The following is a 19,787-nucleotide window of genomic DNA, read 5'->3' on the forward strand; positions in this document are numbered from 1 at the left end:
GTTGAATTCTACTTTCTACCTGTGTTAGTATATAGTTAATGTATTGACTTTATGATTTTCATTTGGTGAAGTCAATCTTACATTTACAATGGTGAAAATCTAAATCATCTTTGGAAAATACTATATTATGAACAGTGTAATAAAGCTAATTATATCGTTGTCAACTTGAAAAGAATCCGTTATCAAGTTGACATATGTGTAAAAATTAGATCAATTTTTTGTTTGATATTCCTAAGTTTTTGGCTAAACCGAATAACGAGTTGATGAAATTAGTATCTTCATTATCATCCGCATTTTTGGCTGCTTGTTGTAATTGAACCAAGGCAGCGGAGACAGTTAGATTTTTGATATCATTAGATGAAATACCATATTTATCGGCTAAGCCACGTACTTTTTCTGCCAGATCACCTTTTCCGTCTGGACCCAACAATGAATTTTTGATGTCTGTTGCATGTTTTGAATTATTGATTAAATGATCAAATCCTTTGGAATTGGAAACTTGGCGTACAATGTTTTCGAAGAACATAGTCTCACCTCCAACGATATCAATTTTTGCAGTTTTTAACGCTTCTGCCAATACAGATGCTTGTGAAGCTGCGATATCTTTTTGAATGCCTATTTGAGCCAATTCAATATCTTTTTCTTTTTGTAGTTGAAGCTTGAATTCTTCGTGATCTCTTCCTACACCATCTAACTTTTTCATTGCTTCAGCTTTTTCTTGAATACCCGTGGCTTCAGCAATTGCTTTCTCTCGCGTTACCTCTGCCTCCATTATTCCCTGCTTACGGCTTGCTTCAGCTTTTTTCTCGATGATAGATGCCTCTGCAGTACCCTGTATTTGAATTGCTTCTGCTTTCGCTATCATAACTTCTGCCTCAGATAGACCTAAAGCAGCATCCTCTTTCGCTTGTGCTTCGGCAATTATTTTACGACCTTCTGCTTCTTTTACTGATGCTTCTTTTTTCGCATCAGCATCGATTAATAACTCTTGCGCTTTTTTCTCGGCAACTTTTCTGCGGGACTCCGCAAAAATAACATCTTGCTCAGCTTTTTGTTCAGAAGCTATTTTATCTGCTTCAGCAGCTTTGACAGTTGATATTAGACGCTCTTCGGCTTCTTGTGATGCCGCAATAACACCTGCTTGTTTTTTTCGTTCAACTTCACGGAATACCTCTATATCTTTGACACCTTGTTGTTCTTCTACAACACCTTTTTCGAGTTGAACACGCTCTTTGATTACATTTTGAATATTTTTCTTTTCGATTTCAATTGAACGTTCCTTATCAATTTGTGCTAATGTGACAATTCTTATTCGCTCTGTCTCTTCCAGTGCTCGATCTTTTTCCACACGTTCAGTTTCAACCGCACTAGTACGTAATTTGTTTTTCTCTGCAATGATAATCTGACGAAGCTTATTTTCTTCTTGAATAGCTAACTGTTCTTCTGTAGAGATGCGGACAGTTTCGGATTTTAGACGCTCTTCTTCTCTAACTTTCGCTATTTCAGCATCTTCACGAGCTTTAATATTGTCGATTTCGCGACGTTGTTTCTCTTCTTTTTCAGCTAATTGTCGATCTAACTCAAGTATTGCCTCACGCGTTTCTACATTCTGTTTTTTAATTACTTTTTCTTCATCACGACGTATTAAATTGGCATGAATATTCTGAGCTGCAGTTAGTTCAGTGATTTTACGGATACCCTGTGAATCTAAAATATTATCTGGACTTAAAAATTTCAATTCTGTTTGTTCTAGATAATCGATTGCACAGTCGTCTAATATATAGCCATTCAAATCTGTCCCAATAATATTTAGAATTTCATTTCTAAATTCCCGTCGAGCTTCGTACAATTCAATAAAGTCGAATTTTTTTCCTACAGTTTTTAGTGCTTCTGAAAATTTGGATTCAAAAATACTTTTTAACGTATCTGGATCACTCGCGCGCTCACATCCTAAATTTTGTGCTACACTGATTACATCATCAACAGACTTATTAACACGCACAAAAAATGCGACCTTAATATCAGCACGAATATTGTCCTTACATATTAATCCATCGTGCTGCATTCTGGATATTTCAATCTTTTTTACTGAAATATCCATTATCTCCATTTTGTGAAAAACTGGAATGACATACATCCCTTTGTTGAAAGCAACATTTGTCCCGCCAATCCCAGTTCTTACTATTGCTTTTCCTTGTGGAATTTTTTTGTAGAAAGCACTTAATACAATGAAAAATGCAAAAATTAGTAAAACTATAATTCCTACAATCAAGAGGATGAGACCTGTTATCCCATCTATAAATAAAAGAGTTTGTAACTGCATGGTTAATAATTAAATATTGTGAATGGTTATTTCTTTGGTTACGTAATATATATTTTTGTCTTTTGATTCATCAACAATAATGACTTCATCTCCATATTCTATTTTTTCTCCATTTAGACTTTCTACATAAAGCCGTATAGGATCTCTTTCGATCAAAAATTCTGCTGATCCCAGTTTTTTTCCTTCTATTGTTGCTTTCATTTTTCCTATTCTCCCAAGGAAATCAATCGGTTCTTCCCCATGATATCCAATGTTTTTAAAAAGTTTTGCAAGAGGTTTAGTGAAAAAATGCATTAATATAAAAGTGATGAAAAATATAGGAATTAAAATAAAAAGGGATTTCAGTCCCCAGGTGGCGGTATTTAAAAGTAATGAAGAAATGATCGTGATGATCCATCCAATAAATTTGAAAAGTGTAACGATGATCATAATAGGAACTTTGCCAACATTAATGAAATCCATTGCTTTTGCGAAAAAAGATGGCTCTATATGTGTATCGGCGTCCGAATGGTGATGTAAATCTTGTGAACTGTCTACGTCTGTTACATCAGCAGTAGAGTGGAGGTGACCATCCAGGTCCACATCGCCATCAAAGAGATGTAATCCATCCCCCGCAAAGGACATAATTATCCAATATAACAGCGAAATTCCTGTCAGTACAGTCATGATACCGTTGGATACTGGATTGAAAAGGAGGTTGAATAATTCGCTCATAATGGGTTCGGTTTTGTTATAATTCTCTTTTGAATGTATAGTGAAATGACCAAGAACTTCCGCCGATCTCTAAATCTTGCATCGATACAAGTTCCCAGCCCTGAGCACCTAATTCGTTAAGTATTTCATCTATGCGATCTTCATCAAGTTTTGTCCCCCAAAAACCTTTAGGTTCGATTTTAATTGTTTTGTATTCAAATTTTCTCATCATTATTAAGTTTTAATTTTAAAGCTTCTAGTTCGGCATTGATGGAGTCCTTATTTGAAATTGTTTCATTGATTTCATCAATGATCGATTTATTCCCATGTGCAATTTCGCCATATGCTTTTGCTAACGCTTCATCTTCCTCTACTTTAACTTTCATTCGTTCCAGCATAGATATGGTACTATTTGAATCAATATTCGCCAATTGCTTATTGACCATCTTAGCGGCGTTAGACACTTTTACACGAGCTTTTAATGTGGTTAATTCGCTTTCCCATTTCGTAATGTTGAATTTGAGTACATCTACATTCTTATGTAATTCGTCTGCTGACTGAAGATGAATTATACTTTGTTTTTCTAATTCTATCGCCTCTGCTATAAATTGCTTTTTTAATAAGAGAGCCTCTTTTGCTAAGTTTTCAGCTTTATCAACTTGAAGTTCTCCATTCTGTGCTTTCTTTAATAAGAGAATAGCTTTTCCTTCAAACAGGTTTGCTTCTTCTTGTTTTTTCTCAAAATTGCTTTTGGTACGAATTGCTAATGCTTTTACTTTAGCATATGCCTCAAGGGCTTGTTCTAAATCTTCTTTCATTTCCCGGATACCTTGTTCCGTCATTTTGATTGGATCTTCCATTTTTTCAACGACAGCGTGTATTTCCGCTTGACCAATCCTGAAAATTCTTTTAAAAATATTCATAATTACTATAATTTAGAGAAGTTAATTAATTGATTGTAATACTCACTGATTAATAAGCTTAAAGAATTGATGGCTGCATCAAATTCATTTTGGTCAATATTGCTGATTTGTAGTGTGTATCTAAAAATTACTTTTTTACCGTCTTCTGTTAAGGCGAAACCACCGTGGATCATGTCCCTATTTTTAATGAGTAGTGATTTAAACAATTCCATACTTTCATTGGAAATTGTAAATAAGTATTGTTCAAAAATTAAAATTGGATTAGCTATACCTACAATCAAATTGTGAATGCCATCTAATTCATTTTGAATGATGAAAACGCCTTCTTTCTCATCTTTATAAAAGATATCGTATCCGATATTGCTAATAAAATTTTCAATTTTTGAGAAGTACATAATTTAGTTTTTTATATATTGCATATATTCTTTGCATAAAGATAATATTTTTGCAAAAATATTTTGCAAAAAATTTTAATTTTTTTTAAAAATGACAAATATTGGTAATAATATAAAGAAATTAAGAAAGGTGAGAGGGTTAAGCCAACAAGCATTTGCTGATTTATTTAATCTAAGCAGAGGTAATATTTCGTCTTATGAAGAATTAAGAGCTGAGCCTAAAATAGAAACAGTAATGATAATTGCTAATTATTTTGGCATTCCTTTGCAGAGTTTAATTCAAGAAAATCTTTCTGTTAATCAAATTTTAAATTTCAGTGATTATTTTGAACCAGCTATTGTAACAAATAGCACAAAAAATTTAGCAGGTATTCCCTTATTGACCCGAGAAGTTATGATGAACAATACTGATTTGTTAAAGCAAATAGAGGGCGCACCACAACTTCAGCTTCCTATTCAAAGTAAGCATAAGTTTTTAGCCATTGAGTTTTCAGAATTGATTGCCGCTCCATTGGAATTGGAAGTTAAAGAGCAAAGTATACTAATTTTTGAAGGTATTGAAATGGAATATCTGCATCTTCTTCACAATAACTTGGGTTTGTTTTTGTCTGAAGAGGAAGTTTTTGTTGGGAAGTATGAGCAAAATGGGGAACAGATATCGCTGATTCTTAGCTCTTGGAAAAAAAGTTTATTTTCCTTGTCTGATATTCGATATTATTGGAAATTGTATGGAAAGTTTGAAAAGGTTTAGTAGTTCAATAGTAATGAAACATAGATATAATTAAAAAAATATGCCTAAAATATTTTTAGGCATATCTTGTAAGTTATGTTAGTTTTTACTACCTCCACCAAAAAGTTTAGCTAGTAGCCATATTACTAAAGCAACAACGACCACAACGATGATTATACCTGACCAAACTCCTGCTTTGAAAATACCTTCAATGACCGAACAGCTCGATAAAGAAAGGCAAGTTAACACGATTAATGATATTGGAAATATTCTTTTCATATGATATTGAGTTTAAATAAGAAACAATCATCTGGATTGAAATGTTTGTTTTTACTACTATTTATTTAAAATGGTAAGTCTTCTTCTGTAATTTCTTGACTAGAAATTTCTTCATTTCGTTTCTTTAATTTAGATTTATTCATAACAATTAAACTGTCAACTTTGATTTCTGTAATTGTCTTGTTATTTCCATTATTATCTTCGTATTCGCGGTAGGTAAGTTTTCCCTCTACTAGTAACTCTGAACCTCTTAGACAATATTTTTCTACAGTAGTATTAAGGTTGCCCCAGATCACTAAAGTATGCCACTGGGTTTCATCAACCCATTCACCAGCTTTGTTTTTAAATAGATCTTTGGTAGCTAAACGTAAGGTTGATACTTTAGTTCCGCTTGTGCTAATTTTTACCACGGGATCAGAACCTAAGTGTCCAATCAATTGAATTCTGTTTTTTAATCTGCTCATAACTTTGCTTTTAAATGTTTGTAAAATTGTTTAACTTCAATAAATGCATCCTTTCGAATTATGCTTAGGAAACAGAAACAAAAGTGAAAAGTAATTGAGATTTTAATCGGTTAATAAACGTTTGTAATCGACTATAACCGTTTGTAAACGTTTGTTGTCGTTTATTTTATGATTTATGGAAGAAGAAATTAATTTAAAAAAATGTCTAGATTGTAAAAAGTCAATAAGGGGACGCTCTGATAAAAGATTTTGTGATGATGCCTGTCGCAATAGTTATAACTATAAACAGAATAGTGATCAAACGAACTTGATCAGAAAGATCAATCATACATTGCGTAAGAACAGGCGTATTCTACAAGAAGTTCTGGGAGATGAAGGGATACTCAAGATAAGCAAGGAAAAGATGTTGCTGCAAGGCTTTGATTTAAAATATCATACTCATAATTTCATCAATGCTAAAGGACAGACCTACTATTTTATTTATGAGTATGGCTATTTGGTTCTGGAAAATAATTTGCTGTTGATCGTGAAACGTATACCTAAATAGTTTTTGATAAATTTATTTTGAAATTTCAATTTTGTTTTAAATATTTGCAAAATCAATTAGGTATTCACAATTAATAATAGAAGAATATGTTTGCTATATTAAATAACCCTACTTCAATCCAAAAGAAGGATCTTGGGTATATTCTTCAGAATACTTTTTTCTCGTAGTTACTCCTCTTTTGACTTTATTTTGGTCTCGACAATGTTCGAGCAATTAATGATTTCTTTGGTATTTCGTGAGTCGAGGTATTTAAGATAATCTTTTATTTAATTATTGATCCTTAAATAGACATCGCTTATTTAAGGATCTTTTGAGAATTGATGCAATATATTTTATGAATAAATATGTGTTACAGGCATTGGATAGTTATCCATATTACCTAGAAAATACGTTAGAATCTTTGTCATACGCCTTGTCTTATGATGATTCAAATACGATGGCACTATGTCTGATGGGGAGACTTCATGCAGAACAGTTGTTTGATTTTGAACAAGCAAAGAAATATTTTCAAGAAGCGTTAGTACATAATTTATATGCTTTGGAAATTTATCAACCTTATATACAAACCTTGATTGATACCAATGCATATGAAGAGGCAGAAAAAACAATTGAGTTTGCTTTAACAATACCCGGAGTTTCATCTTCTTTATTTCTATTAAAAAGGGTACTTATATTGGAAAAACTTAAAAAATTTAAAAAAGCCTTAAAAGTATTAAATTTGGTTAGATTGGAAAATTTAGATAGTGAGATGTTGTCCACGATCAAAGACGTTGAAGATCGAATAAAAGGAAAACGGAAAATAGGACGTAAAAGCAAAAAATAACTAATTGACAGTTTATTCTTTCTAATTGAGGATAAACTCAATAGATTGTTTCTGAGATGAAATGAATAACACGTATATCCTTCCCCTGAATTAAAGAAGGGTATACGTTTAAATATTATGATGCAACAACGTCAAATAAACGCCTCATTTTCTTTTTCAATCAAATGATGTAGACTAATTAAATAAAAAAATCTAATGCATTAAAGAGTTGAATATGACAGTAGGCAACGGGATTGGCGCCTAATGTCAACTACGGTATCAATTTCTCTCGTACTTTGGTACCCCTGTGGTCTGTGCCGTAAAATATGAGATATTCAACTTGCGTCCCTAAGCCTGAAGTTCCCTCTTTTTGTTTAATGAAAATACGATGGAGATTAAATTTGTGACCATTTAATGTGGTTTCCACATAAGGCTTTCCTGCTTTATCCATCTTGAGATATAAGGGTTGATTTTTGTAAGACACAATCTCAAACTCAAATGTATTATTGCCTAGTTCTTTTGTTATAATACCGTAGGCAAATTTTTGTTGGATACCAGTTAAAGGTTTAATTTCTCCTCCTTTATCATATAAAATCCGATAGTTATTGATAGGATTCTTGTTATTGAAATGCTGTTTATCACTCATATTTGCTTCATAAACATAGGTGTTATGACCTTCGCTATGTTGTATATAAAAAAGAGTGTTTGATTTGAATGGTGGAGTGGGATAGCCCTCTTGTGCAAAGGTATAGATTGATACAAAAAACAGAAAGTATAAAAGACAAGTGAAAGTTTTCATGATATACACTTTTTTGATTAGGGTAAATTTAAACTTTCTATATTAAAGTATTAAATATAAACTATTATTTTTTTACAAAAAAAGATCCTGAAGTGATTTAACTTCAGGATCTTTTATATTTATAATTCTAAAAATTTAAACTTATTCAGCTCGCAAGATTTTAGCAGCTTCAACCATAGCTTCTAAGGCAGCTTTAGTCTCTGGCCAAGCACGTGTTTTTAAACCACAGTCAGGATTTACCCAAAGTTGCTCAGCTGGAACTACAGCTTTTGCTTTACGTAATAATTCAACCATCTCTTCTGTACTCGGTACACGAGGAGAGTGAATGTCATATACACCTGGTCCAATATCGTTTGGATATTTAAAATCTGCAGCAAATGCATCTAATAATTCCATTTGCGAACGTGAAGTCTCGATAGTAATTACATCAGCATCCATTGCAGCAATATCTTCAATGATATCGTTGAACTCAGAGTAACACATATGGGTGTGAATCTGTGTATCGTCATCTACATTCGAAGATGAAACTCGGAATGAACGTACAGCCCAATCTAAATATTGTTGGTGATCAGCTTTACGTAATGGCAGACCTTCACGAATTGCAGGTTCATCGATTTGGATAATTTTAATACCTGCTTTTTCTAAAGCTTGTACTTCATCTAAAATCGCTAATGCAATTTGGTAAGTTGTTGTAGAGCGTGGTTGATCGTTACGTACGAATGACCATTGTAAAATCGTAACCGGACCCGTTAACATTCCTTTTACTGGACGGTTTGTCAGGGTTTGAGCATATGAAGACCAACGTACGGTCATATCAGCAGGACGGTAAACATCACCATAAATAACTGGAGGTTTTACACAACGTGAACCATATGACTGAACCCATCCGTTTTTAGTGAAGGCATAACCTGCTAATTGCTCTCCGAAGTACTCAACCATGTCATTACGTTCGAATTCACCATGAACTAATACATCGATATCCAATTGCTCCTGAAGACGGATTGTTCTTTCTGTCTCTTCTGCGATTTCTTTATCGTATTGTTCTTGAGAAATTGCGCCTTTTTTCAAATCAGCTCTCCATTTACGAACATCTTTAGTTTGTGGGAATGAACCAATTGTCGTTGTTGGAAATGCTGGAAGATTAAATTTCGCTTGTTGTGCTTCTTTACGAGCTAAGAAAGTAGATGTACGTTTAGCATCATCATCAGTGATATTTGCTGTACGTTCTTTAACTTCAGGCTTGTGGATTAAAGAAGATGTACGACGGTCTTCCGCAGCAGCCTTATTGGCTTCGAAACGCTCAGTGGTTTTTGCATCTACTTCGCCTTCAGCTAAGATCGCTAAATCTTTTACCTCTGCTAATTTTTGCTTAGCAAATGCCAACCAATTTTTAACTTCTTTAGGCAATGACTCTTCATTATCTTCATTGTCTAAATCGAAAGGTACGTGTAATAATGAACTCGAAGGTCCTACTAATACACGGTCTTTGCCTAAAGCATCAACAGCTTTTTTGATTTGTGCTAAAGATTTTACGTAATCATTTTTCCAAATGTTGCGACCTTCAACTACACCCAAAGAAAGTGTTAATGAAGCCGGAACTTTGGCTAATATAGTGTCGAGTTGGTTTTCACCTCTTACTAAATCAACATGAACTGCGTAAACTGGTAAGTTTAGAGCTGTTTCTTCGTTGTCACGTAAAGCCTCGAAATAAGTCGTTACAATAATTTTGATGTCTTTAGCAGCAGCAGCTAATTTAGTAAATACACGAGTGTATAGAGCACGTGTTGCATCATCAATATCTAAAGCTAAAAATGGCTCATCAATTTGTACATATTTTGCACCAGCGGTAGCCAATTTAGTTAAGATTTCTTCATATACAGGAACCAACTTATCGATTAAATCGATACGGTTGAAACCAGATTCTTTTTCTTTACCTAATAATAAGTATGAGATCGGGCCAATTAACACAGGCTTCGTTTCAATACCTAAAGATTTTGCTTCATTATATTCATTTAAGAATTTCTCTGAAGTCAATTTGAATTCTTGATTTTTCACGAATTCAGGTACGATGTAATGGTAGTTGGTATCAAACCATTTTGTCATTTCCATTGCCGTTACGTCAACGCCATCTTGCTGGAAACCACGCGCCATTGCAAAGTAAAGGTCCAAATTGTATCCTTTATCTTCGTTATTTAAAAGTGATTGATATTGTGCAGGGATTGCACCTACAGTTAATGTCAAGTCTAAAACTTGGTCATAAAATGAAAAATCATTGGAAGGAATCAAATCGATGCCAGCATCTTTTTGAGTTTTCCAGTTGCCTTCACGGATTTTCAGTCCAGCCTGCAATAATTCTTGCGCGCTGATTTTTTTAGCCCAATATGCTTCATTGGCCTTTTTCAACTCGCGGAAGGCACCTACACGTGGGTAACCTAAGTTGTTCGTTAGTAACATAAATATAAAATTATTTTATTTGTTCAACCTTAACGAAGCAAGAAATTAGAAGGATTTTTTTTATTCGAAATAAAAAACGATCAAAAATTCTTGAATCTATTTACTAAATTTTTTGATTGCTTTTAGAGAGGAGGGCACAAGATATATTTTGTGTCTAGCTTATCATTCCCACTTTTTGATGGGGTAGAATGTAGCACCTTGTCAATTGACAGGTTGCTAAGGCTTCATTGGGTCTATTCCCTCTGCCTTTCTCTATAAGCGCTGTAAATATCGGAATTAGTTTTATAAAAACAAATATTTTGTAACTTTTATATAAAAATGATAATAAACCAAGGTTTAAAATTGGAAATTAGCAGACAAACCAATTTGTTTTCCATTGTAAAACGGTGTTGCCATCGTTAGGTAACTTGTTTTTTTTGATTGCAAGTGTTTATCAAATAATGGTAATAGCCAGTATGCAATTTTTGTTCCCATAATACCAATACCAGCTCCCATGGCGACGTCAGAAAACCAATGTTTATGATTATACATTCTCAGGTAACCTGTTCCCGCCGCAATTGTATAGCCTGCAATACCATACCAAATGGATTGATCTTTATATTCTTGCCATAGAATTTCTGCACCGGTAAAAGGTACAGCAGTATGTCCTGAAGGAAAAGATTCTTGATCTGCGCGATCAGGTCTCCAAGTAGGTGTCGTTTTTTTTATGGTATAAACTGCTGATAAGGTGATTGCATGGGCAATCGAACTTACCACTAAGCGTTGTTTTAAATTGTGCTTACTTGGTATTCCGAGTAAGTCAAGCCCAAAGACAGCGGCAGAAGGAATGAAAACGCTAACATTATCAAGTTTAAAAGTTTTGGACGGATCATTATTAATTGAATTGTTTATTTGTTGATCCTTATGTTTGAGGTATGGGCTATTTAATGAGATTACTCCGTAAGTCATTAAAGCCACAGGAACTATTAATTGCTTATAATTTATTGGCTTAGCATTGGTTTCAAAATCTTGATTATCATTTTGTAAAGTATCTTTTTGCGCATAAAGCGATGTAGAAGAGCAAAAGATTGAAAGGATTAAAAAAAATGGAATTGATAGTTTCATTGTTGCAAGATAAACAAAAAGAGATGTTTTTAACATCTCTTTATTATTCTAGTAATTGTGTATTAGCTAACCAATAATTTATAGCCTTTTCCATGTACATTGACAATTTCAACTTTGGGATCATCTCGTAGGTATTTTCTCAATTTGCTTAAGAAAACGTCCATACTCCGGCCTGTAAAGTAATTGTCATCATGCCAAATTTTTAAAAGGGCTTCTTCTCGAGTCAGTACATCATTCTTTTTTAGACAAAGTAGACGTAATAATTCCGCTTCTTTCGTTGATAGTTTTTGTTGCACACCTTTATGCGCAATTTGTTGACTTGTATAATCGAAGAAGTACTCTCCAATCTCAAATTTATCGCTTACAACCTGATCATCTTTCTCTCTTACAACACGCTTAAGCAATGCATTTATGCGAAGGAGCAATTCTTCCACTCGAAATGGTTTTGTGATATAATCATCGCCACCAAGTTCAAATGCTTCTGTTTTATCTTCCATCATACCTTTTGCAGTAGCAAATATGATGGGGGTTGTTGTATTTATTTTCCTGATTTCTCGGCCTACTGTAAAGCCATCTTTCTTGGGCATCATGACGTCTAAAATGCAAAGATCATAACTGCTCTTACGAAATTGATTGACAGCTTCTTCACCATCTGTACATAAGGTGACATCAAATTTCCCTTTAAGCTCTAAATAATCTTTTAATAAATCTCCTAAGTTTGGATCGTCTTCTGCTAATAATATCTTCTGCATATTCTTATGGTTTTGTTCGAATATTGATGATAATATACGAAATTAATATCGTTTTAAATTTAATTTTTTATGGGTAATAGGATGTCAAACTGCGTTCCCTTATCTTTATCGCTTTTTACTTGAATTTTACCATTCATTCTTTTAATAATATCATAGACATATGATAGTCCCAATCCAAAACCTTTTACGTTGTGGACATTTCCTGTAGGAATGCGATAAAATTGATCAAATATTTTTAATAGATGATCTTTTGCCATTCCAATCCCATTATCAATAATTGTAATTTGAATACTTTCTTTTGTATTTTTGGTTTTCACAATTATGTGTGGATTATCTTTACTGTATTTTATAGCATTATCTACCAAGTTGAAAAATACATTTGACAAATGAAGTTCATCTCCTACTACAATATCATTTTGTGCATCAAAGTGATGTTCAAATTTGCCACCTACTTTTTGTATTTGAAGTTGCATGCTGTCTAATACTGCTGAAAGCAGATCATTAATGTGAATAGGTGTTTTTTCTAACTTTAATGTTTCTTTTTCCAGACGAGCAATATCTAATACTCGTTCTATATGGTTACCTAATCTCACATTTTCATCATATATAATATTTGCAAGACGCTTTACTCTACGCTCATCAGAAATGATCTCTGGATCTCGCAAGGATTCACTGGCTATCATAATTGTAGCAACAGGTGTTTTAAATTCGTGCGTCATATTGTTGATAAAATCAGTTTTCATCTCTGAAACTTTTTTCTGTTTGAATATGATTAATAGGGTATATGCAAAACAGCCAATTAATAGGAAAAGCAAAGCTATTGTAGGGAGCAATAGATAACTCATATTATCAACAATGATAGTACTTTTTCTAGGAAAATAAACGCTTAATCTTCCTGGAGGAGAACCAATATCTCCTTTAAATAGAGCTGTTGAATAACGAGTTATTTTATTTGGTTTAATAATATTATCGATGGTCTGTACACTGAAAACAATATTACTGCTATCGCGAACTTCAATATTAAAAGGATAATTGATATCTCTTTCTGCAAGTTCCTCTTTTAATAAGTTTTGAATGAGATTAATATTTAAGCGCTCTCTAAATGGGCGTTTGGATAGCTCCATTCCAATAGCAACATCTTCAATAAGACCGCTTCTTTTCCCGCCGATAGCTGCGATAGTATCAAATACATTTTTACCAGTTCCAATCAAATTCTGACCGCTCATATTTTCCAACTTATTTTCAAGATCTACTATTTTCTTAGCAATCTGTTTATTGAATCTTGGAGGTAAAGTCGCAATTTTATACTCAATTGCTTGCTTTAAGATAGGATCTATTGTTGGTATAACGAATCTTGCACTATCATCTTTTGCATTTTCTTTTGGTAGAAATTTGGTTGCTCCAATTTCTACATATTCTTTTATGACATGATCAGGACTGTTGTATTTGATGACGTCAATGCTTAATACATTTTCTTTACTTTTTCTATTGATGTAAGTCTCATAAAATGAATTTTCAATAGATACAACACTAGGAAATGTTTCTTTTAGCTGATCTTCAGCTTCTTTAAATTTTTCTTTTATGGCATATTGATCAGCTCGTAAGTTTTCCAGATCTCTTTGCATTTTCAATTGTTCAGCAAGATGCCTTTGCTTCTCCTGTTCAAATTGATATTTTTTGATATTGGTTTGCTGTTGTACTTTTGCAAAATCAATTACCTCCCGACGTTCTATTTTACCTGCGACTGCCGTTAAGGAAGCATTGACCGATTCGTCAAACAATTGTGATTTTTGACGATAGGATTCTCTGATAAAATAAAATTGCATAGCTGCCACTCCCAGTAATGCTAGGGTCATCAAGCTAATAATTAAAACTATGCTACTTTTCTTCATTTGTTACAAATATAGTTATGCTTTATTTGATTTAATTGCTTTTAACAATGTTTAACAAGCTTAATGTTTCATTATGAAGGATTAAGCTTTATTTTAGATAAATATTTTATAAAAATACTCGATATGAAAAAGATATTAAGTTTAGTTTGTTTCTGTATTTCATTTTTTGCAACACATGCATCTAGTGTATCCAGAGATACATCAAGTGCTAAGTTTGGTACAGAGGGTAATAAATACGGATCGAAAAATTTTAATTTAAAATTGGAGCCCAATTCGGATGAACGTTTTAATGTAGTAAAATCGAATAGTCTGCCAATAGATAGGGAGGGTGCTGATTTGAATATGAGAGGAAGTCGCTACAAGTCCAATACTCCGGTGTTAAAGATTCCGACAGATCCAAATGTTCATTATCATATGCAACATAAAAAAACTGACATTGACGATGCTGCTCCGATACCAAATTCTTTTAAGAATGCTATCCCTTTAGGGGACAGTGGCAATTCTAAACTAGAGAATAACCCTGTTCAACCTTTATATAAATTAGAGTTTTTACCCGATAGCCTGATGCATCGTCATGACTCTCCACTCAAACGTAATGGATATAAAGCTAAATAAAGCTAATTAAACCATATTTTATGGGTGTTGCTTAAATTTTGACGGAGCTTTATTTTACTTGGTTTTTAGTTAAAAATATAGGTTCATACAAGGCAATGGGCAAATAACAACAATTAATTAGTCGCTAATTGCTATATATTGGCTATTGCCTAGATTTTGAAGTAAAGGAATTTCAGTAAATCTTGAGAATCAGCATCTAAAATTTAATAGTGCTCAGTAATTGTACTTATCATATTTTGCTGTACAAGAGGTTTATTTATTATACAACCTTTTAAATGCTATTGTTCTTTGCAAGCCATAATATTTATCATCGTTATGGTGGCAAATTGAATCCTAAGTTTTACGATATTCCTTATTAGATGTAAAAACTGTGTTTTAATTAACATTTAGAAAATAAAAATAGGTCAATTACAACTAAGCTATTGACGTTACTTTACCCCGTAAGTCTGTTTTAAAATGAATTTAACAGCATCTTTAATTCGATTTATACCTTCTTCTGTTGTTAAATTTATCTCACAAAAGGTACTATCTGTTGTTTTTGTATGCAATACAAGATAATATATACCAGCTACTAGTAAACTAGAGACGGCTCTAAGATCAACGTCTTTTCCAGCGAGTTCTTTATCCGAATATGGGAAAAATAGGGCACTCATCTTCTCTCTAGTCTGCGTAACATGGGACATAATATCAGATTTTTCACTGATTTGCCAAAGTACTACTTTTTGCATTTCTTCATTCAATGTGAATTGATCAATTTGCTCCAGTAATAAGTTTTCAAGGAAAAGGCGAGAGCTAGTACCTGAGGCTTTTGCAAGTGTTTCCTCAGCAGCAATGGTTGCTTCTACCCAGTAGTCCTTACCTTTTATATATGTTTCGATAAGATTATCAACACTTCCAAAGTATACTGAGATTAATTTTCTGTCTACTCCAGCAGTACTGGCAATATTCGCGATTGAAAGTCCTGTATATCCTTTTTTTTCCAAAACTGCACCCACTGCTTGGATAAGTTTGGTCATCGTTCTACTTTTATCGTTCTTTTCTCCTTGATACGTTTTTCTGGCCATTGAAGTAATATATTTAGTTAGACACTGCCGTAATATATTTAGTTAAACTTTAGGATCAAAGTTAATTAAATATATTGCTTTCTTTCAATTAGATGCTTTTATCTTGTTTTAGTAAGATCAATTTTTTTGCCAATATGTTCAAAAGCATTTAAAACATGGTCTAAATGCTCCTTGCTATGTGTAGCCATTAAGCTGGTTCTGATGCGTGCATCTTTTTTAGAAACACCAGGATAAACAATGCAATTTGCATATACACCGGCCTCTAGTAGCATTCGTGCTACTTGCGCAGTTTTGTGTGGATCCCCAATCTTCACAGGAATTATTGGAGACTGTGTTGTGCCTATATTTAAGTTCAGTGAAAGAAGTCCGTTTTTAAAATAAGCAATGTTTTCTGCTAATTTGGTTCTCCATTGTGGTTCTTCATCAATGAGTGCGATCGCTTTAATTAAGCCATTGGCGGCGGGTGATGATGTTGAAGAAAATACTTGTTGCCTAGCTTGATAGCGTAAATAATTTATAATTTCTGGAGTTGACACAATAAAACCGCCAATATGTCCAAATGCTTTGCTTAAAGTGCCAGAAATGATGTGAACTTTATTTAATAAATTATAAACTTCAATGCATCCTCGTCCTTTTTCACCTATTACACCGATGCCATGTGCATCATCTACCATTAAATAAGCACCATATTTTTCACAGAGATCATATATTTCATCCATTTTTGCAAGATCTCCATTTTGTGAGTAAACACCATCAATGATGACCAGTTTTGTCCTGAATTTGTTTTGAGCATCAACCAAAGCTCTTTCCAAATGAATCATACTATTGTGAGGAAAACGTTTTGTGTTTGTGCTATTTAAACCTTCGTAAACACTAGCGTGTACTTCCATATCAACAATAGCACAATCTTCTTCTTTTAGTAATGATTGTAGCGTTGCTGTGTTTGCTGTATATCCTGTTGTATAAACAATTGAGGAGCCTGTTGGTCTATTGAAAAAATCAGATATTTTATCTTCAAGTTGAACATGATATTCATGATGGCCTCCAATAAGAGGAGATGCACCTGCCCCTGTTCCATATTTCATTATACCTTCAATTGCTGCTTGCTTCACTTTCGGATGCTGGGTGAAATTTAGGTAGTCATTTGAGACTAAACTGATACATTCCTTTGAGTTTTTCATGAAGGAGGTTTTCACTTGAACGACTGGTCCACACCCTTTGGTAACGAACCGAAAATTCATATGATCATTTTCGCTCATGTAATCAGTAAATTCTTGAAAAGCAGTAGCTGATTGGACCATGTCATGGTTTGGAATATTTTCAAATTCCTTAAAGCTAGCCTTTGTAAAATCAATGTTGTGGTTAAGAGTTGGTAGCATTTTTTTTCTATATTATTTAATTGGCTGTAAATATTATGAAATATAATGATTTATTTTTTAAAATTCCTTGCCTTGGTATTTTTTATTATAAATTTTATCTAATGATTTTGAGCATTTATTTTGTACTTGTTTTGGCATTCTAATTTATATCTAACTGTAGGTTGGGTATAAATTAGAAAATGGTGGATTTATAGATGATTTAGATTTTCTTTTAGCTCACTCTAGAGTTAAATAATACTTGTTGGCCAATCCGGAATGAAGAAGGTTGCTTAATTGCCAAAATTATCAATAAGTGTCTAGTTCAAGTAGGTGTCCATCATTCCCGATATCAACCCTATTTTCATTAATTTCGATTTGCTGGGTAGGAACATAGCTACCTTAAAAGGCATCATTTAAGGTTAAAAAAAACCTATTGCAATAATAGTATTTAAAAAGGTACCTCTAAATCTTTACTGATTTTCATAGCTTAAAGCTGAACTTTACTTTATTTTTAAAATCCTAGACAGTAATCTCACTTTGTTGTTGTGGTCCATCAATAAACTCCTTTTCAGCGGTAGTTGAAAAGGTTGCTATTAATTTGGGTATACTGTATTTGGGTAAGGTTGCTTAGTAGGTGTCGCCATCTTTTAATGGTGTTAGTTCTTTTATCAATGACGGATTGTTTGAGACGCGAAAGTAAAATGTGTTAATTTCTATATTCTCTTCAGGGGTATGCTCTTTGTCCTGCTGTGTAACATCTTTACTACTCTAATAAAAAATAATATGTACAAGAATAAACGATTGCGAAGGTACATATTTACTAATTTAGGAATATGGTAGAGACAATTTAGCTAATTGATTCTGTAGTAAATATCGGCTTAAATCAGGTTACTTTTTTTTATTAAATGCTTTAAATGTCTTGTATATGAGAACTATGTCATTTTTAACAATAACTTCTAAATGTATATTGCAACAAAAAAAGCGCTCTCCAAATTATTCTTGGAAAAGCGCTTTTCTATTTTTTTAATATTATGCTGATTACAATTGGGAAACACGAATTGTGTTCGTTTTTCCTTTTTCGATTAACGGTGTCGATGCCGTGTTAATCACAATCGAACCCGGAGCGATATAGTTATTCTTAACAATAAATTTATTGACATCATGAATAGAACCGTCTGTACTGTCAAATTTGTCATAAATAAAGGTTTTAACACCCCATAATAAACTTAATTGACGTAACAATTTTTTAGTTCCTGTAAAAACCATGATATCAGCGTTCGGTCTGTAACTTGCGATTTCAAATGCAGTAGCGCCAGAAGATGTTAAAACAGCAATTGCGGCAGCATCTGTTTTCTTTGCTAAATATACCGAAGACGCACAAATTGCATCTGGAATTTTAGTTCCATCGCTAATCTCACTAACTTTCTCATTATAATATGGATATGATGTTTGTTCCACGTGGATAATGATTTTACTCATTGTTTCGATAACGATTTCAGGAAATTCACCTACAGATGTTTCTCCGCTTAACATCACTGCATCAGCTCCATCAATAACCGAGTTAGCAACATCATTAACTTCAGCACGTGTAGCACGTGGAGTTGTGATCATACTTTCTAACATTTGAGTTGCAATGATAACCGGTTTTGATAAATCACGACATTTTTGAACGATGATTTTTTGTAAACCTGGTACTTCTTCCATTGGCATTTCAACACCTAGATCACCACGTGCAACCATAATTGCATCAGTTGCTTCGATGATAGCATCAATATTTTCGATAGCCTCGGGTTTTTCGATTTTTGCGATTACTTGTGCGTGGCTTCCTTTTTCAGCAATGATTTTTTTACATTGGTAAATATCTTCTGCTGAACGTACAAATGACATTGCAATCCAATCTGCACCATGGTCAAGTGCAAAATTTAAATTATCTAGATCTTCTTCTGTTAAAGAAGGAATTGAAACTTTTGTGTTTGGTAAATTAACACCTTTACGAGAAGTTAATACACCTCCATGTACAACCTCACAAGTAACAGTATCTTTATAGTTGGTGTTTAAAACACGCAATTGCAATTTGCCATCATCTAATAAGATGATTTCATTAGCAGCAACATCATTTGGGAAATTTTCATAAGTGATGTAAATTCTCTCTTCATCACCGATTAATTCATGTGTAGTAATTTCAACTTGTGAGCCATTTACTAATATAGCGCCACCTTCTTTCATTTTTCCGATACGGATCTTAGGACCTTGTAGATCGGCTAAAATAGCGACATTAAAATTAGTTTCTTCATTGATCGCATTGATGGTTTCAATTACTTTCAAATGATCTTCTTGACTACCGTGTGAAAAGTTTAAACGACATACGTCTACACCTTTAGCAATCATATTTGTTAGCACTTGTTTATCAGCAGATGCAGGACCTAGTGTTGCAACAATTTTAGTCCTTTTTTGAACTTTTTCCATTCTAATTTTTTTATTACTATGTATTTTTATTTTTATATAACTTCATTTTTTTTGTGAAATTATAAAACTCGTTTTACTAACGAGGATAATTTAGATTTAAGGGGTGTATCTTGTACACTATTAAATA

At 33.2% G+C, this 19,787-nt stretch carries 19 protein-coding genes and 1 riboswitch; of the genes, 4 read left to right on the forward strand and 15 right to left on the reverse strand.

Translation table 11 applies throughout. The features are described from left to right. Positions 1–205: 205 nt before the first annotated feature. The 5 genes from EDF66_RS14885 to EDF66_RS14905 are packed head-to-tail and all read right to left on the reverse strand — an operon-like array spanning position 206 to position 4,334. A complete protein-coding gene (locus EDF66_RS14885) occupies positions 206–2,323 on the reverse strand; it encodes a flotillin family protein (RefSeq protein WP_132771564.1) in 2,118 nt (705 codons plus the stop codon). Between the two features lie 9 nt (positions 2,324–2,332). Further along, on the reverse strand, positions 2,333–3,037 hold the full coding sequence (locus EDF66_RS14890) for an OB-fold-containig protein (protein WP_132843545.1): 705 nt from the start codon (positions 3,035–3,037) through the stop codon (positions 2,333–2,335). A 16-nt stretch (positions 3,038–3,053) separates the two neighbouring features. Continuing rightward, on the reverse strand, positions 3,054–3,248 hold the full coding sequence (locus tag EDF66_RS14895) for a DUF4177 domain-containing protein (RefSeq protein ID WP_206368603.1): 195 nt from the start codon (positions 3,246–3,248) through the stop codon (positions 3,054–3,056). Beyond that, on the reverse strand, positions 3,232–3,939 hold the full coding sequence (locus EDF66_RS14900) for a PspA/IM30 family protein (RefSeq protein ID WP_021192377.1): 708 nt from the start codon (positions 3,937–3,939) through the stop codon (positions 3,232–3,234). Before EDF66_RS14900 ends, EDF66_RS14895 begins: the two co-directional genes overlap by 17 nt. A gap of 5 nt (positions 3,940–3,944) precedes the next feature. Further along, complete coding sequence (locus EDF66_RS14905; protein WP_021192378.1) at positions 3,945–4,334, reverse strand: YbjN domain-containing protein; 390 nt, start codon at positions 4,332–4,334, stop codon at positions 3,945–3,947. 91 nt (positions 4,335–4,425) lie between these two features. Between EDF66_RS14905 and EDF66_RS14910 the strand changes: the two genes are divergently transcribed. After that, positions 4,426–5,085, forward strand: coding sequence for a helix-turn-helix domain-containing protein (locus EDF66_RS14910; RefSeq protein WP_021192379.1), 660 nt, complete (start codon positions 4,426–4,428; stop codon positions 5,083–5,085). A gap of 78 nt (positions 5,086–5,163) precedes the next feature. On the opposite strand, the gene EDF66_RS14915 is transcribed toward EDF66_RS14910, so the two are convergent. Both EDF66_RS14915 and EDF66_RS14920 read right to left on the reverse strand, forming a co-directional pair. Further along, complete coding sequence (locus EDF66_RS14915) at positions 5,164–5,343, reverse strand: hypothetical protein (RefSeq protein ID WP_084825378.1); 180 nt, start codon at positions 5,341–5,343, stop codon at positions 5,164–5,166. A 65-nt stretch (positions 5,344–5,408) separates the two neighbouring features. Beyond that, the gene (locus tag EDF66_RS14920) at positions 5,409–5,807 is read right to left on the reverse strand and encodes a single-stranded DNA-binding protein (RefSeq protein WP_021192381.1); all 399 of its coding nucleotides are present in this window, start codon (positions 5,805–5,807) and stop codon (positions 5,409–5,411) included. Positions 5,808–5,982: 175 nt separating this feature from the next. Between EDF66_RS14920 and EDF66_RS14925 the strand changes: the two genes are divergently transcribed. Both EDF66_RS14925 and EDF66_RS14930 read left to right on the forward strand, forming a co-directional pair. After that, positions 5,983–6,354: a hypothetical protein gene (locus EDF66_RS14925; RefSeq protein WP_021192382.1), complete on the forward strand. Its 372-nt coding sequence runs from the start codon at positions 5,983–5,985 to the stop codon at positions 6,352–6,354. 334 nt (positions 6,355–6,688) lie between these two features. Further along, a complete protein-coding gene (locus tag EDF66_RS14930) occupies positions 6,689–7,177 on the forward strand; it encodes a hypothetical protein (protein ID WP_021192383.1) in 489 nt (162 codons plus the stop codon). 250 nt (positions 7,178–7,427) lie between these two features. On the opposite strand, the gene EDF66_RS14935 is transcribed toward EDF66_RS14930, so the two are convergent. The 5 genes from EDF66_RS14935 to EDF66_RS14955 all read right to left on the reverse strand — a co-directional run bounded on the left by EDF66_RS14935 (position 7,428) and on the right by EDF66_RS14955 (position 14,121). Next, entirely contained in the window at positions 7,428–7,955 is a 528-nt protein-coding gene (locus tag EDF66_RS14935; protein ID WP_021192384.1) for a DUF4833 domain-containing protein, read from the reverse strand. A 141-nt stretch (positions 7,956–8,096) separates the two neighbouring features. Continuing rightward, positions 8,097–10,409: a 5-methyltetrahydropteroyltriglutamate--homocysteine S-methyltransferase gene (gene metE, locus EDF66_RS14940; RefSeq protein ID WP_132843547.1), complete on the reverse strand. Its 2,313-nt coding sequence runs from the start codon at positions 10,407–10,409 to the stop codon at positions 8,097–8,099. Positions 10,410–10,565: 156 nt separating this feature from the next. Then, positions 10,566–10,670, reverse strand: a riboswitch (SAM riboswitch). 75 nt (positions 10,671–10,745) lie between these two features. Beyond that, a complete protein-coding gene (locus EDF66_RS14945; protein ID WP_132843548.1) occupies positions 10,746–11,513 on the reverse strand; it encodes a phosphatase PAP2 family protein in 768 nt (255 codons plus the stop codon). A 62-nt stretch (positions 11,514–11,575) separates the two neighbouring features. Continuing rightward, on the reverse strand, positions 11,576–12,265 hold the full coding sequence (locus EDF66_RS14950; RefSeq protein WP_021192386.1) for a response regulator transcription factor: 690 nt from the start codon (positions 12,263–12,265) through the stop codon (positions 11,576–11,578). A 59-nt stretch (positions 12,266–12,324) separates the two neighbouring features. Next, positions 12,325–14,121, reverse strand: a complete 1,797-nt coding sequence (locus tag EDF66_RS14955) for a sensor histidine kinase (protein ID WP_232789356.1) — start codon at positions 14,119–14,121, stop codon at positions 12,325–12,327. 159 nt (positions 14,122–14,280) lie between these two features. On the opposite strand from EDF66_RS14955, the gene EDF66_RS14960 reads away from it, so the two are divergent. Beyond that, positions 14,281–14,772 (forward strand): hypothetical protein, encoded by a 492-nt coding sequence (locus EDF66_RS14960; protein WP_132843550.1) that lies wholly within the window; start codon positions 14,281–14,283, stop codon positions 14,770–14,772. Between the two features lie 428 nt (positions 14,773–15,200). On the opposite strand, the gene EDF66_RS14965 is transcribed toward EDF66_RS14960, so the two are convergent. The 3 genes from EDF66_RS14965 to pyk all read right to left on the reverse strand — a co-directional run bounded on the left by EDF66_RS14965 (position 15,201) and on the right by pyk (position 19,660). Further along, a complete protein-coding gene (locus EDF66_RS14965; RefSeq protein ID WP_132771557.1) occupies positions 15,201–15,836 on the reverse strand; it encodes a TetR/AcrR family transcriptional regulator in 636 nt (211 codons plus the stop codon). A gap of 98 nt (positions 15,837–15,934) precedes the next feature. Continuing rightward, positions 15,935–17,215, reverse strand: a complete 1,281-nt coding sequence (locus tag EDF66_RS14970; RefSeq protein ID WP_132843552.1) for an aminotransferase class I/II-fold pyridoxal phosphate-dependent enzyme — start codon at positions 17,213–17,215, stop codon at positions 15,935–15,937. A 1,017-nt stretch (positions 17,216–18,232) separates the two neighbouring features. After that, the gene (pyk, locus tag EDF66_RS14975; RefSeq protein WP_132771555.1) at positions 18,233–19,660 is read right to left on the reverse strand and encodes a pyruvate kinase; all 1,428 of its coding nucleotides are present in this window, start codon (positions 19,658–19,660) and stop codon (positions 18,233–18,235) included. Positions 19,661–19,787 lie beyond the last annotated feature (127 nt).

It is taken from the genome of Sphingobacterium sp. JUb20, from assembly GCF_004342035.1.
GTDB classification, from domain to species: domain Bacteria; phylum Bacteroidota; class Bacteroidia; order Sphingobacteriales; family Sphingobacteriaceae; genus Sphingobacterium; species Sphingobacterium anhuiense.